This window comes from Thermobifida fusca NBRC 14071 = JCM 3263 (genome assembly GCF_001592045.1).
In the GTDB taxonomy this organism is placed as follows: Bacteria; Actinomycetota; Actinomycetes; order Streptosporangiales; family Streptosporangiaceae; genus Thermobifida; species Thermobifida fusca.
The window spans coordinates 1-13,278 of sequence record NZ_BCWB01000048.1 but is presented as its reverse complement, the minus strand read 5'-3'; the positions used below and the strand labels follow the sequence as shown (position 1 = coordinate 13,278).

The following is a 13,278-nucleotide window of genomic DNA, read 5'->3' as shown; positions in this document are numbered from 1 at the left end:
CCGTGACTCGTCTTGGGACGCGGTGCCGCTGCCGGACAGGCCAGTGGTCTCATGACGGGGCCTCCGTAGCGGGGCGACGCGACCGGCCGCGACGGGGCATTGGATGTGTGACCGGTGGGATCCGATCACGGTTACGAGTCTATCCCGCGTCATCCACGCTGGATAGGGCATGGCTTTCCTGCCTTGTTCACTTGTGAGAAAACACGGAAAGAATCGTGAATAGTCCCGAGCCGTCCCGTGACGGGAGGGACACCGGTGCTGGGGCGATAGGCTGGAAGGCATGAGTTCCGCAGTCGCTCCCGACCCCAGCCGGGTGACCACTCCTGTTGACCGCGGAGTCATCGACCTGCTGGGACTGCTGGCCTACGCCGAGCTGGTGTCGTTCTTCCGGTTGGCTTCCGACGCTGAACTCGCCCCCACGTTGACGGACAAAGCCGAACTGGCGGCGTTCGCGGCCACCGAGCAGGCCCACCACCAGGTCCTGCGGCGCAAGCTCGTCGAACTGGGAGTGGATCCCGAGGAGGCGATGCAGCCGTTCATTGCCCCCCTGGACGCCTGGCATGCCCACACCACCCCGCAAACCTGGCTGGAAAGCCTGGTCAAGGCGTATGTGGGGGACGGGATCGCGGCCGATTTCTACCGGCAGGTCGCCGAAGTGACCGACCCGGAGATCCGGGAACTGGTGGTCGACGTCCTCTCCGAGGAGGGGCGGGCCGAGTTCATTGCCGCCAAGGTCAAGCAGGCGGTTGCCGAGGAGCCCACGCTGGCGGGCCGACTCGCGCTGTGGGCGCGCCGCCTGGTCGGGGAGGCGCTCAGCCAAGCCCAGCGGGTGGCGCTCGACCGGCCGCAACTCGCGGAACTACTGGCGAAAGGGGACAGCAGCGAGGAGCGGAACGGCGACCTGGCCGCGGTCAGCCGCATCTTTGCGCGGTTGACCGAGTCCCACAACGCGCGGCTCCAGGCGATGGGGCTGGCAGGCTGACGACGCGTCCGGCACGGCGGGCCGCGGACCCGGCCTGCCGCTGAGGGCGGTGCACCGGGCACGGCACCGGGACGCGGGCTACGCCGAGGATCCGATGTCACGAATTGTCCTGGACGTTGCGTCCCGTGCGGGGAAGTTCACTGCGAGGATCCGCAAACCGGGCACAAAGCCCTGCGCGGCGGGCGTACGCTAAGCCCTGGGCTACGCGGCCGCGTACCCCTCCCGCGCGGGAATGGGGCAAGCGGCGCGAACAGGACGATGGGCTCCACCATTACGTGCTGGGATGCCCGGCTCGACAACGACGAAGCGGCGGCCAACGCGCCGCGAGAAAGGACAGTCAATGGGGAGCGGTCGGCACGGAGCAGCGCGTCCACCGATCGGAGTCCTGATTCACCGGGATCGAGTCGACTTCTCCATCTACGGCCTGCAAGCAGCAGTCACACTGGTGATCATGGTTCTCACGGGACCGGCGAGCCCGGTCTTCTGGCTGTGCTTCCTGCTGCTGTTCGGCGGGGTCGTCCTCTTCTTCCGGCGGATCGACCGGCTGGCCCGCGAAGAGCTCGCCGAAAGCGACCTGCTCTGATGGGCCGCTCGCCCAGCGCAGCGCAGACAGCCGCACGCCGACAGGCGTGTGCCTCGCCCACGGACCACGACTGCGGGCGAGGCTAGGGATTCAGGTGCTCAGGGGCGTCGGTGACGGCGTCGACGCTCCCCGGACGAGGCAAGCGGCTCTCCCGGAGCAGACTCCTGCCGCGGCGGGGCCACTGTCTCCGTGGAGCGGGAACCCGCCGTGGCCGGGCCACGGTCACCTGCCCCTTGGGCGCGGAAGTTTTTCGTCTCAGACTCGGCCCGGTCCAGCCAACCCTCCCACCGCTGCTGCATCGGGCGGATCAGACCGCCGCCGACACCGACGATGAGAATGCCCGCCACCGCAGCCAGCACAGCGATGAGGATCGGCAAGGTCACCGCGGCAGCCACCCCGATCTGGTTGAGGGCGGCGATAATACCGAGGCCGACGATGAAAACCCCTGCCGTATTGGCCAGCACCTTGCCGTAGCTCAGCCCGCCGAGCGCTTCCGAAGCCAGCTCGCGCACGGCCCGGGCGATCAGCGCCGCCACCACGACGATGATCAACGCCACGGCGAGGTGCGGCAGCCACGCCACCACGCTGTTGAGCATCTGGGTGATCGGGTTGTTGGGGCCGAATACGCTGAACGCGAGCTGAAGGACGATCAGCACCCCCGCGTAGTAGACGAACTTCCCCGCGATATCGCTCGCGTTGAACCGGCTGCGCTGGAAGTAGCTTCCCAGCCCGCCGCGTTCCAGTGCCCGGTCCAAGCCGACTTTGGCCAGTGCTTTGGCGACCAGGCGGCCGATGAGTTTGGCAAGAAGCCAGCCCAGGATCAGGACAACGAGGAAGACAGCGAGCCGGGGGATGAAAGCCACCAGGGATCCCCAGACACTGCCGATGCCCTGTCCGATATCAGTGACGGCCAGTGGTGTGAACATCTCGTCTCCTCCCCTGAGGGGATGCCGGGGTCGCGTCGGCGTGCCGAAAGACCCCGACTGAACTCGGAGAATGCCTCCGCCCAGCGCGACTACCCAAGAAGGAGGGAGCCAACCATCGGGGTAGGGGAGGAGAGGAGAAGTAGAGGGCTAGTGGCGCGTGAGATCCCAGCCGCTGATCCCACGCCAAGCGAGGCGGGCGATGAGCTGCTCGGCAGCATCCTTGGGGATCGTGCCCCGGCTCAGCCAGTAGCGGGCGCTGGTCTCCGCCATGCCGACCAGGCCGATGCTGAGCAGGTGCGCCTCTTCGTCGGAAACGCTCGTGTCCTGCCGGATCACTTCGCCGATGAGTTCCGCGCAGCGGAGCGTGGTCTGTTCTGTGATTTCCCGCACTGCCGGGAGGTTGCGGAGGTCGGATTCGAAGACGAGGCGGAACGCTCCGCCTTCCCCGGACACGAAGTCGAAATACGCTTTGAAGCTCGCGACCACGCGCTGCCAGTTGTCGTCGGTGGATTGCAGCGCAGCCCGCTGCTTTTCCACCAGTGCCTCAGAGTGCTGTTCCAGCAGAGCCAGGTAGAGCTCCAGCTTTCCGGGGAAATGCTGGTACAGCACGGGTTTGGAGACCCCGGCGCGTTCGGCGATCTCATCCATCGCCGCTGCGTGGTATCCCCGTTCCACGAAGACCTGCTGAGCCGCGGCGAGCAACTGCCGCCGTCGGGCTATCCGAGGGAGCCTGGTCCCCCGTGGTTGGGCTTCTGAAGGAGCCGTCACAGCCACACTCCCCGAACCTTCGCGGCGCCGGAGGCCGCGTTCTTGATCGGCCGCTCCGGCAGGCTCCCCGCTCCGAGCCTGCTGCGACCGAAGTGCGTACCGAGCTATCTTACTCGTCCGTAAGGGGACGCAGATGATCCGCGCACGTCATCGCGGACAACCGGCCCTCAGTCACCGGTAGTCGTCCTCGTCCTCCGGGACCTCCAGGGCCTGCTCCACCGCGTCGGCCTCCGGGACCTCCCAGCCGCGGTCCAGTTCGAGCTCCAGGGGCGTCTCTTCCTCGTCGTCGGAGATGCGCTGGTCAGCGACATCCGCCTCAGGGGCTTCGAGGGGGTGGTCGTCATCGTCCGGTGCGACGTGCGGGCGCTTCGGTTCAGGTGCCATGGGACCTCCAGTCGGTGGCGCCGTTCTCCGCCGCATGGCCTCGCTGCCTCGTGGGCGTGGCGGAGTCCACAAGATCAGTACTGACCTGCGAAAAAACGGTAGGGCGGATATCGCTTCCGTTCCCGTATCCCTGCCGGGGAATGATAAACCCTACTCCGTGGGTTGGGATAATGAGCAAGCCCGCGGCGTGTAAAGGCAGTCAAGATCCGCGCTTGCTGTGTCTACGCTGCGTTACCGATTGTTTGAGGAGCTGCTGTGTCGCTTCCGCCGCTGGTCGAACCAGCCGACGAGCTCACTATCGACGAGGTACAACGGTACTCGCGCCATCTGATCATCCCCGACGTCGGCATGGACGGTCAGAAGCGTCTGAAGAACGCTAAAGTCCTGGTCGTGGGGGCGGGCGGGCTCGGCTCTCCCACGCTGATGTATCTGGCCGCCGCCGGTGTGGGAACCCTGGGCATCATCGACTTCGACGTCGTGGACGAGTCCAACCTGCAGCGCCAGGTGATCCACGGCCAGAGTGACATCGGCAAGCCCAAGGCCGAATCCGCCCGGGAGACGATCGAAGAGATCAACCCGTTCGTCAAGGTCGTCCTGCACAAGGAGCGCCTGGACTCCAGCAACGCGCTGGAGATCTTCGCGGACTACGACCTGATCCTGGACGGGACGGACAACTTCGCCACCCGCTACCTGGTCAACGACGCCGCCGTCCTGCTGAACAAGCCGTACGTGTGGGGGTCGATCTTCCGGTTCGACGGCCAGGTCAGCGTGTTCTGGAACGAGTACGGGCCCAACTACCGCGACCTGTACCCGGAACCGCCGCCGCCCGGTATGGTCCCCTCCTGCGCGGAAGGCGGTGTCCTGGGCGTCCTGTGCGCCACGATCGGCTCGGTCATGGCCAACGAGGCGATCAAGCTGATCACCGGCATCGGCGACCCCCTCGTCGGCCGGCTGCTGATCTACGACGCCCTGGAGATGACCTGGCGGACCGTCAAGATCCGCAAGGACCCGAACGCCGAGCCGATCACCGAGCTGATCGACTACGAGGCGTTCTGCGGCACGATCCCGGAAGAGGCCCAGGAGGCCGCCCGGGGATCCACGATCACCGCCAAGGAGCTCAAGGAGAAGATGGACCGGGGCGAGGACTTCTTCCTCGTCGACGTCCGGGAGAAGAACGAGTACGAGATCGTCAACATCCCCGGCGCGGTCCTCATCCCCAAGGGAGAGTTCCTGACCGGCGAGGCGTTCGCCAAACTGCCGCAGGACAAGCAGATCATCCTGCACTGCAAGTCCGGCGGACGGTCCGCCGAGGCGCTGGCCGCGGTCAAGAAGGCAGGCTTCTCCGACGCCGTGCACGTGGGCGGCGGAATCCTCTCCTGGATCGAAACAGTCGATCCGAGTCTCCCCAAGTACTGACCTGGGCGTCCTGCGGGGCCGCCGCACACCGCGGCGGCCCCGCGCATTTGCGTCGGGAACGTGAGTTCCGCGCCGCCTCGGGTAGCGGTGTTCCACAGCGGAAGCGCGACCGGAGGTGTGTGATGGGCGGACAGTGGGACAACTGGGTGGCGCTGGCAGCAGGGATCGTGGTGGGGCTCAGCTGGGTCTGGCACGGCCTGTTTGGTTTGGGCATGGTCGTCCTGTTCCTCCTCGGCTTGGCCACCGTGCTCACCGCGGTCCTGTCCCTCACCCGGCCGGGCATGCTCTCCAGTGAAGCGGTCCTCATCGGCATCGGGGTGCTGCTGGTCCTCACCCCGTGGCTGTTCGGCTTCACGGGAAACCTTGCTGCGGCGTGGACCGCGTGGGTTGCGGGCGTGGTCATCGCGGTGACCGGAGCGGTGGGACTGGTGCGCAGTTGGCGGAGCCACGGCACCCAGGAGCCGCGCGGCCCTTCGGGGTCGGCGACGCGTTCGCCGACGATGCGCGCCCTCACCTGAGCCGGACCGTACCGGGGGTGCACCTGGCCTGCCGCGGTTAGAGTGGCGGGCATGCCGCTTCCGGACGACTACGTCGAACGTGTCCTCCACGTAGTGGAGTCCATTCCGCCGGGGAAGGTCATGTCCTACGGGGATGTGGCCGAATACCTCGGCGAGGGCGGACCCCGCCAGGTCGGATCGGTCCTGGCGACCTGGGGCGGGGCGGTCCCCTGGTGGCGGGTGGTGCGTGCCGACGGATCGCCGCCCAAAGGACACGAGGTGGCCGCTCTCGCCCACTACGCGGCCGAGGGGACTCCGCTGCGGCGCGGCGTCGCCCGGGTGGACATGGCTCAGGCCCGCTGGGACGGGAAGCACGCGGCCGAGCAGGTCGACCCATAGCGCGGCGCCCAGGGACGTGGGCCCAAACCCGGGGCGGTGCCTGATGGGCGCGGCAGCAGCCGACTGCCGAGCCCGCCGCGGCGGGCGACGACCACCGCGCAGCCATGGACGATGGCGCCCGTCCCCCGCCGAGTCTGCCTGCCAGCAGTGCCCAGCCGACCCCGCAGGGCGCTGTCCTCGGTGGGCAGCGCGGACGGTTTCCTGTGCCTGGCCTGTGCCGTGCCCCGCATACTGCGCGCTGCAGCCGGACCGCGGCCGCCGGCTTTCCGGCCCTGCCGCAGAGACACCGCCGCAGCACCCAGTGAACGAGGACACAGGGCCCGACCCGCAGTGGCCACCCGTGGTCCGAAAAGTGCGGGATCCCACAGAAAACCCGGACAGCGGATGAGATGAAGGCCAACGAAGCGGCCTGCGCCTCCCCGGAAGAGATCAAAGTCTGCTGAACTAGATCGAGTGGACAACCCCCCGTACCGTCTTGTACGCCGCATCCGGCACCGTGCGCCCGCACCCGAGCTCGACGACGACCAGCGCCGGGTCGTCGACCACGAAGGCGGCCCGCTGCTCGTGCTCGCCGGTCCAGGAACCGGGAAGACCACGACGATCGTCGAAGCGATCGTCGACCGGGTCGAGAACCGGGGCGTGGACCCCGCGCACGTGCTCGTCCTCACCTTCAGCCGCAAAGCGGCCCAAGAACTCCGGGAACGCATCACCGCCCGGCTGCGGCGCACCGTCCGCGAACCGCTCGCCCTCACCTTCCACAGCTACGCCTACGCGCTGATCCGCCGCGAATTCCAGCGGGTCGGCGACCACGCGCCCCGCCTCCTGTCCGGCCCGGAGCAGCTGATGGAAGTGCGGGAACTCCTCAAAGGCGAACTCGCTGACGGCGCCCCCGAGTGGCCCGAACAGCTCCGCCCCATGCTGCACACCCGCGGCTTCGCCGAGGAGCTCCGCGACTTCCTCATGCGGGTGCAAGAACGCGGACTCCACGCCGACGACGTCCGGGAGCTCGGCCGCCGCCACGGGCGAGAAGACTGGGTGGCCGCCGGGGGATTCCTGGAACGCTACACCGGCCGCTTCGACATCGCCCCCGTGCCCACCTTCAACTACGCGGAACTCGTGCGGGTCGCCGCCAACCTGCTCAACGACCCGGACATCCAGGCGCGGGAGCGTGCCGCCCGCAAAGTCGTGTTCGTCGACGAATACCAGGACACCGACCCCGCCCAGGAGGAACTGCTTCACGCCCTGGCCGGAGACGGCCGCGACCTGGTCGTGGTCGGCGACCCCGACCAGTCCATCTACGGTTTCCGGGGAGCTGAAGTCCGCAACATCCTCAACTTCCCCGACCGGTTCCGCACCCCCACAGGAGACCCCGCGCCCGTGGTGGCGCTGCACACCTGCCGCCGCAGCGGCGCGGAACTGCTGCGGGTCTCCCGGGCCCTCGCCCAGCGGCTGCCCGCCGTCCCCGGGCCCGGCGGCGAAGGGGTCAACGCGCACCGCAACCTCGTGCCCGCCGAAGGGACACCCCCGGGACGGGCCCGAGTGCTCCTCGCGGAAAGCCCGGTCCACGAAGCCGCTGCCATCGCGGACCTGCTGCGCCGCGCCCACCTCATCGACGGAGTGCCCTGGTCGCGCATGGCAGTCCTTGTCCGCTCCGTGACCCGACACGTCCCCGTACTGCGCCGCGCACTCATCGCCGCCGACGTCCCCGTGACCGTCGACGGCGACGATCTGCCGCTGGCGTCCGAACCCCTTGTGCGGTCCATGCTGCTGCTCCTCCGCTGCGCACTCCACCCGGAGCGGTTGGACGAGGAAGCCGCCCACAACCTGTTGACGAGCGCGTTCGGAGAAGCCGACGCGCTCGGACTGCGGCGGCTCGGGCGCGCCTTGCGACAACTGGAACTGGACGCCGGCGGCCGCCGCCCCGCCGCGGCCCTGCTCGCTGAGATCCTCCACGACCCCCGCGACCTGGTGATGGTCGACCCGGAGGTGCGGGCCCCTGCGGAGCGGATCGCCACCCTGCTGCGCCTGGTCCGCGACAGCATCGCCGAAGGCGCCAACGCAGAAGAAGTGCTGTGGCGGATGTGGCACCACTCCGGGCGCGCCGACACCCTGCTGCGCGCCAGCCAAGCGGGCGGCCGCCACGGTGCGGCCGCAGACCGGGAACTGGACTCGGTGATGGCGCTTTTCGAGCGGGCCGCCCGCTACTGCGACCGGCTGCCGCCGGGTTCCCCGGAAGGCTTCCTGGAAGACCTGGAAGCCCAGGAGATCCCCGGGGACACGCTCGCCGAACAGGCCCCCCAAGGAGAGACGGTGCGGATTCTCACCGCCCACCGCTCCAAAGGACTGGAGTGGGATCTGGTCGTGGTTGCCGGCGTCCAAGAAGGCACCTGGCCGGACCTGCGGCTGCGCGGTTCCCTGCTCAGCGTGGAACAGCTTCTCGACACGGTGGGCGGTTTTGCGGAGACTTCCCCGGCCGCCGTGGTGTCCAAGCAGCTCGACGAAGAACGGCGGCTGTTCTACGTCGCGCTCACCCGGGCCCGGCGGGAACTCGTGGTGACCGCGGTCGGCGGGGAGGACGTCGAAGAACGGCCTTCCCGGTTCCTCACCGAACTCGGCCTCGGCGAACCGGAACGCCTGGCCACCGGATACCGCTGGCTGTCGCTGCCCGCCCTGGTCGCCGACCTGCGCGCCACGCTCCTCGACCCGCACACCGACGAACCGGTGCGCCGCGCCGCAGCCGCCCACCTGGCCCGCCTCGCCGATGCGGGAGTGCGCGGCGCCGACCCCGCGGAGTGGTACGCCCTCACCGAACTCTCCGACAGCTCACCCCTCGTCCTCGAAGGGGAGCAGATCCGTATCTCCCCTTCCCAAGTGGAGAAGTTCACCACCTGTGAACTGCGCTGGCTGCTGGAGACCGCCGCGGGGGCGGAAAAACGCCGGGCCGCGTCCGGGATCGGCAGCATCGTCCACGCGCTGGCCCGCATCGCCGCGGAGAACCCGGACCTTCCGGAACTCCTGCGGCGCATGGACCAGATCTGGTCCGACCTTGACTTCGGCGGCCCGTGGTACGCCGAAAAACAGCGGGAGCGCGCCGAGGAGATGCTGCAGCGGTTCCTGGACTGGCAGAAGGAGAACCCGCGGGAACTCGTCGCCACCGAGAAAAAGTTCCGGGTCGAAGTCGGCAACATCGAAATCTCCGGCCAAGTGGACCGGCTGGAACGCGACGCGGAAGGACGCGGTGTCATCGTCGACATCAAGACCGGGACCGCGGTACCGGACCGGGAGATCAGCCGCCACCCCCAGCTCGGCGTCTACCAGTTGGCGCTGCTGATGGCGGCGTTCGAACACTACGGCCTGGTCGAGCCGGGCGGCGCAGCACTGCTGCAGATCGGCGACCGGAAAACCGCGAAAGAGCAGACCCAGCCGGCCCTCGCCGACGACGCGGACCCTGAATGGCCGCAGCGGCTGGTGCAGAAGGTGGCCGCGGGCATGGCGGGGGCCCGGTTCCGCGCGAAAGCCACGCCGTCGTGCCGGCACTGTTCAGTCCGGGCAAGCTGCCCAGTGCAGAGCGAAGGCGACCACGTCTGACCTGTGCTGCGGGGATGAGGGAAGCGACCTGGGCCCGCGGTCGACGGCACTCCGCGGCCCAGCCGGGTCTGCGACAATGCCTGGGGTCTAGCCGCATCCCACAGACAGGACGCCATGACAGACGTCTACGGACCCGCACAGCTCGCGCGCCTGCTCGGACTGCCTGAACCCACTCCTGAGCAGGCAGCGGTCATCGCCGCACCCTTACGCCCCGGCCTCGTCGTCGCCGGGGCCGGTTCCGGGAAGAGCGAGACGATGGCTGCCCGGGTGGTGTGGCTGGTCGCCAACGGCCACGTACGCCCCGAACAGGTCCTCGGCCTCACCTTCACCCGGAAAGCCGCTGCCGAGCTCGCGGAACGCGTGCGGAAACGGCTCGATCAACTGCGGGGCGCGGGCGTCGTCCCCGACGACGTCCTCGACGGGGAGCCCACCGTTGCGACCTACAACGCGTATGCGACCCGCCTGGTCGGCGACCACGCGCTGCGGGAAGCGATCGAACCGACGACCCGCATCATCACCCCGGCGATCGCCTGGCAGTTCGTCCACCGGGTGGTCAGCACCTATGACGGGCCGATGGACGCGGTCACCTCTGCTCCCGCCACCGTGGTGCATGACGTCCTCGCCCTCGCCCAGGAACTCGCCGAGCACCTGTGCACCCCCGACGACGTACGCGCCTACGGGGACTGGCTCCGCGAACGCGCCGCCCAGTTGAAGAAAACCCCTGCCCTGGTGCGCGACCTGCTGGCTGTCCAACGCCACCGCGAGCAGCTCCTGCCGCTGCTGGAGCAGTTCGCCCAGCTCAAAGCGGAACGCGAAGTGATGGACTACAGCGACCAGGTCGCGCTGGCCGCGCGTATCGCGCAACGCCACCCCGAGGTGGGCCGGATCGAACGCGAACGCTACGCCGTGGTCCTGCTCGACGAATACCAGGACACCAGCCACGCCCAACTGGTGCTGCTGCAGTCCCTGTTCGGCAACGGCCACCCGGTCACCGCGGTCGGCGACCCCTGCCAGTCCATCTACGGGTGGCGGGGCGCCAGCGCCGGCAACCTGTCGCGTTTCCCCGTCGACTTTCCGGAGAAGCCGGACCGGCCGGCGCCCGTCCGCCAGCTGTCCACCAGCTTCCGCAACGGCGAACGCATCCTGGAGGTCGCGAAACGTATCGCGGAGCCTTTGCGTGCCGCAGCCCGGGATGTGCCTGTGCTCTACCCGGGGCCTGCCCGGGCCGGGCGCGGCCGGGTGACGTGCGCCCTGCTGCGCACCGAAACCGAGGAAGCGGAGTGGATCGCCGAGCAGATCGACCGGGCGCTGCGCGAATCCGCGGAACACCACACGGCGCCCGACGGCCTGCCCTGGCCGGAACAGGAGCATCGGGGGCCGCTCAGCTACGGGGACATCGCCGTCCTGTGCCGGAAACGCGCCCAGTTCCCCGTGATCCGGCGCGCCCTAGAAGAACGCGGCATCCCCGTCGAAGTCGTCGGACTGGGCGGGCTGATCGAAGTGCCGGAAGTCCGGGACATCGTCGCTACGCTGCGGGTGCTCCACGACCCCACCGCCGCGAACGAGCTCGCCCGGATCCTCACCGGGCCGCGCTGGCGGCTGGGCCCGCGCGACCTGGTCGCACTCAACCAGCGCGCTAAAGAACTCGCCGAGGAAGCCCGCCGGGACCTGCGCGGGGAGGCCGCGGAAGCCCGCGTGGACGAGGAGGACCCGCTGCGGCAGACCGTGCTCGACCTGACAGCGGAGGCCGGCAGTCTCCTTGACGCCCTCGACGATCTCGGCCCGCCGGAACGCTACTCCGCGACGGGGTACCAGCGGTTGCAGGCTCTCTCCGAAGAGCTCCGCACGCTGCGCACCCGCATCAGCCAGCCGCTGCCCGACCTGATCATGGAAGTGGAGCGGGTGCTGGGGCTGGACATCGAGGTGGGGGCGCGGCCGGGCCGCGACCAGAGTGCGGCCCGGGCCGACCTGGACGCGTTCGTGGACGCCGCGGTGCGGTTCAGCGGTTCCACCGATACGCCCACGCTGAGCGCGTTCCTCGCCTACCTCACCTCTGCGGAGGACACCGAACACGGCTTGGAACCGGGGGAGCGCGTCGGGTCCAGCAACACGGTCAAGCTCATGACGGTGCACGCCGCGAAAGGCCTGCAGTGGCCCATGGTGGTCATCCCCGGGCTGAGCCGCGGCCAGTTCCCCGGGGTTCCGAAGACCGTGAAGGGCTGGACCGGCAAGGCGGCGAGCCTGCCGTTCGCGTTGCGCGGGGACCGGGACAGCCTGCCCGAACTGGCCGACGTGACGGTTCAGGAGATCAAGCAGTTCACCGCGGCAGAACGCGCCCGGGAACTGATGGAGCAGCGGCGGCTCGCCTACGTTGCGGTGACCCGGGCCGCGTTCTCCTTGGTGTGCACCGGGCACTGGTGGGGGCAGGAGACCCAGCGGAGCCGCGGACCGTCAGAGTTCCTCGAAGAGATCCGCGAAGTGTGCGAGACGGGCGTGGGACAGGTCGCGCTGTGGACTGATCCGCCCGACGAGGGGGAGCCCAACCCGCAGTTGGTGGCGGACAACTCCGTGGTGTGGCCGCCCCAGACCGACGAGCGCCGCGACGCTGCCGAGCGTGCCGCCGCCTTGGTCGCCCGGTACCGGAACGGGGAGTGGGAGCGGGAGCTCGCCCTGATGAACCGCGCTCTCCTGCGGCCCGCAGCGAACCGCAGGATCCGCGACTGGGCGCGGGACGTGGAGCTCCTGTTGCGCCACCGCGACCAGGAGGAAGGCGCCCCCCGCGTTATCGAGGTGGAACTCCCCGACCACCTGACGGTCTCCGCGCTAGTGTCGCTGGCCCGCGATCCGGCCGCGCTCGCCCAGCAGATCCGCCGCCCGCTGCCGCGCCCGCCCGCCCCGCACGCCCGCCGAGGAACCGCTTTCCACACCTGGTTGGAGCGGCGTTTCGGCCAGGAGACGCTGATCGACCCGCACGAGCTTCCCGGGGCTGCGGACGAGACCGCAACGGGCGACGCTGACCTGGACGAACTCCAGCGCCAGTTTGAACAGAGCGTGTGGGCGGACCGGGTGCCGCTGGAAGTGGAGGTCCCCTTCGAGACCATCATCGGCGACCGGTTGGTGCGGGGCCGGATGGACGCGGTCTTCCACGACCCTGAAGACGACGTCTACGAGGTAGTGGACTGGAAGACCGGGCGGCTGCCCGCCACGGAGCGGGAACGCCGTGCGGCGGCCGTGCAGTTGGCGGCCTACCGGGTGGCCTGGGCGCGGATCGCGGACATACCGCTGGAGCGGGTGCGCGCCGCGTTCCACTACGTCCGCGCCAATGTGACGGTCTATCCCGAAGACCTGCTGGACGCGGACGGCCTAGCCGCGCTCATCGCCGCGGTCCCGCAGCCGAGCGTCCCAGGGGAGGCCGCTGAGGGGGCAACGGGCGACCGGTGAGAGCCGGTCTGCGGCGGGGCGCGGCGCCGCACCGGTGGCCGCGGCCCGCCGGGCAGGGCGCAATTCGACCAGCGTCCCGTATTCTCCGCCCCGTCATTCGAGTGAGGAAAGCCTTACCTTTTTACCGTGCTGTCCTGGAACTGCGGTGCGGAAACCACCGCCTGCTTTCCTGTGCCGAAAATCTCTCCGCGGCGGTTTTTCGGGGGTCGGGGAAGAGAAAGAAAAACCGGCCGCCGGTCTAAGGTGGCGGCGAGGAAATAAGGTGTTCTCGAAAAGGGGTTCGCCGGAAGTGAT

The 13,278-nt window shown here is 69.1% G+C and carries 11 protein-coding genes; 7 read left to right on the top strand and 4 right to left on the bottom strand.

Annotated features, from left to right (window positions below; genetic code table 11):
- Positions 1 to 280 precede the first annotated feature (280 nt).
- Together TF1_RS12805 and TF1_RS12800 are read left to right on the top strand one after the other, a co-directional pair.
- Positions 281 to 982 carry a ferritin-like fold-containing protein gene (locus TF1_RS12805; RefSeq protein WP_011290962.1) on the top strand — a complete coding sequence of 234 codons (702 nt, stop codon included), beginning with the start codon at positions 281 to 283 and terminating at the stop codon, positions 980 to 982.
- Positions 983 to 1,322: 340 nt separating this feature from the next.
- The gene (locus TF1_RS12800) at positions 1,323 to 1,565 is read left to right on the top strand and encodes a hypothetical protein (protein WP_011290963.1); all 243 of its coding nucleotides are present in this window, start codon (positions 1,323 to 1,325) and stop codon (positions 1,563 to 1,565) included.
- A gap of 98 nt (positions 1,566 to 1,663) precedes the next feature.
- Here TF1_RS12800 and TF1_RS12795 read toward each other — a convergent pair whose 3' ends face one another.
- The 3 genes from TF1_RS12795 to TF1_RS12785 form a co-directional block, all read right to left on the bottom strand.
- On the bottom strand, positions 1,664 to 2,491 hold the full coding sequence (locus tag TF1_RS12795) for a mechanosensitive ion channel family protein (RefSeq protein ID WP_011290964.1): 828 nt from the start codon (positions 2,489 to 2,491) through the stop codon (positions 1,664 to 1,666).
- Positions 2,492 to 2,638: 147 nt separating this feature from the next.
- Positions 2,639 to 3,259 carry a TetR/AcrR family transcriptional regulator gene (locus tag TF1_RS12790; protein ID WP_011290965.1) on the bottom strand — a complete coding sequence of 207 codons (621 nt, stop codon included), beginning with the start codon at positions 3,257 to 3,259 and terminating at the stop codon, positions 2,639 to 2,641.
- Between the two features lie 171 nt (positions 3,260 to 3,430).
- On the bottom strand, positions 3,431 to 3,643 hold the full coding sequence (locus TF1_RS12785) for a hypothetical protein (RefSeq protein WP_016188223.1): 213 nt from the start codon (positions 3,641 to 3,643) through the stop codon (positions 3,431 to 3,433).
- A gap of 255 nt (positions 3,644 to 3,898) precedes the next feature.
- On the opposite strand from TF1_RS12785, the gene moeZ reads away from it, so the two are divergent.
- The 5 genes from moeZ to TF1_RS12760 all read left to right on the top strand — a co-directional run bounded on the left by moeZ (position 3,899) and on the right by TF1_RS12760 (position 12,984).
- Entirely contained in the window at positions 3,899 to 5,059 is a 1,161-nt protein-coding gene (gene moeZ, locus TF1_RS12780) for an adenylyltransferase/sulfurtransferase MoeZ (protein ID WP_011290967.1), read from the top strand.
- 122 nt (positions 5,060 to 5,181) lie between these two features.
- Entirely contained in the window at positions 5,182 to 5,577 is a 396-nt protein-coding gene (locus TF1_RS12775; RefSeq protein ID WP_011290968.1) for an SPW repeat protein, read from the top strand.
- A gap of 51 nt (positions 5,578 to 5,628) precedes the next feature.
- Positions 5,629 to 5,955 (top strand): MGMT family protein, encoded by a 327-nt coding sequence (locus TF1_RS12770; RefSeq protein ID WP_011290969.1) that lies wholly within the window; start codon positions 5,629 to 5,631, stop codon positions 5,953 to 5,955.
- 453 nt (positions 5,956 to 6,408) lie between these two features.
- Entirely contained in the window at positions 6,409 to 9,543 is a 3,135-nt protein-coding gene (locus TF1_RS12765) for an ATP-dependent helicase (RefSeq protein ID WP_061783922.1), read from the top strand.
- 114 nt (positions 9,544 to 9,657) lie between these two features.
- The gene (locus tag TF1_RS12760; RefSeq protein ID WP_011290971.1) at positions 9,658 to 12,984 is read left to right on the top strand and encodes a UvrD-helicase domain-containing protein; all 3,327 of its coding nucleotides are present in this window, start codon (positions 9,658 to 9,660) and stop codon (positions 12,982 to 12,984) included.
- A gap of 113 nt (positions 12,985 to 13,097) precedes the next feature.
- On the opposite strand, the gene TF1_RS16400 is transcribed toward TF1_RS12760, so the two are convergent.
- Positions 13,098 to 13,278, bottom strand: a 181-nt coding sequence (locus tag TF1_RS16400) for a hypothetical protein (RefSeq protein WP_218016135.1), incomplete at its 5' end; no start/stop codon positions are given.

Coding starts and splice junctions, on each gene's coding strand:
- TF1_RS12805 (WP_011290962.1), top strand. CDS start 281: ATGAGTTCCGCAGTCGCTCCCGACCCCAGCCGGGTGACCACTCCTGTT.
- TF1_RS12800 (WP_011290963.1), top strand. CDS start 1,323: ATGGGGAGCGGTCGGCACGGAGCAGCGCGTCCACCGATCGGAGTCCTG.
- TF1_RS12795 (WP_011290964.1), bottom strand. CDS start 2,491: ATGTTCACACCACTGGCCGTCACTGATATCGGACAGGGCATCGGCAGT.
- TF1_RS12785 (WP_016188223.1), bottom strand. CDS start 3,643: ATGGCACCTGAACCGAAGCGCCCGCACGTCGCACCGGACGATGACGAC.
- TF1_RS12775 (WP_011290968.1), top strand. CDS start 5,182: ATGGGCGGACAGTGGGACAACTGGGTGGCGCTGGCAGCAGGGATCGTG.
- TF1_RS12770 (WP_011290969.1), top strand. CDS start 5,629: ATGCCGCTTCCGGACGACTACGTCGAACGTGTCCTCCACGTAGTGGAG.
- TF1_RS12760 (WP_011290971.1), top strand. CDS start 9,658: ATGACAGACGTCTACGGACCCGCACAGCTCGCGCGCCTGCTCGGACTG.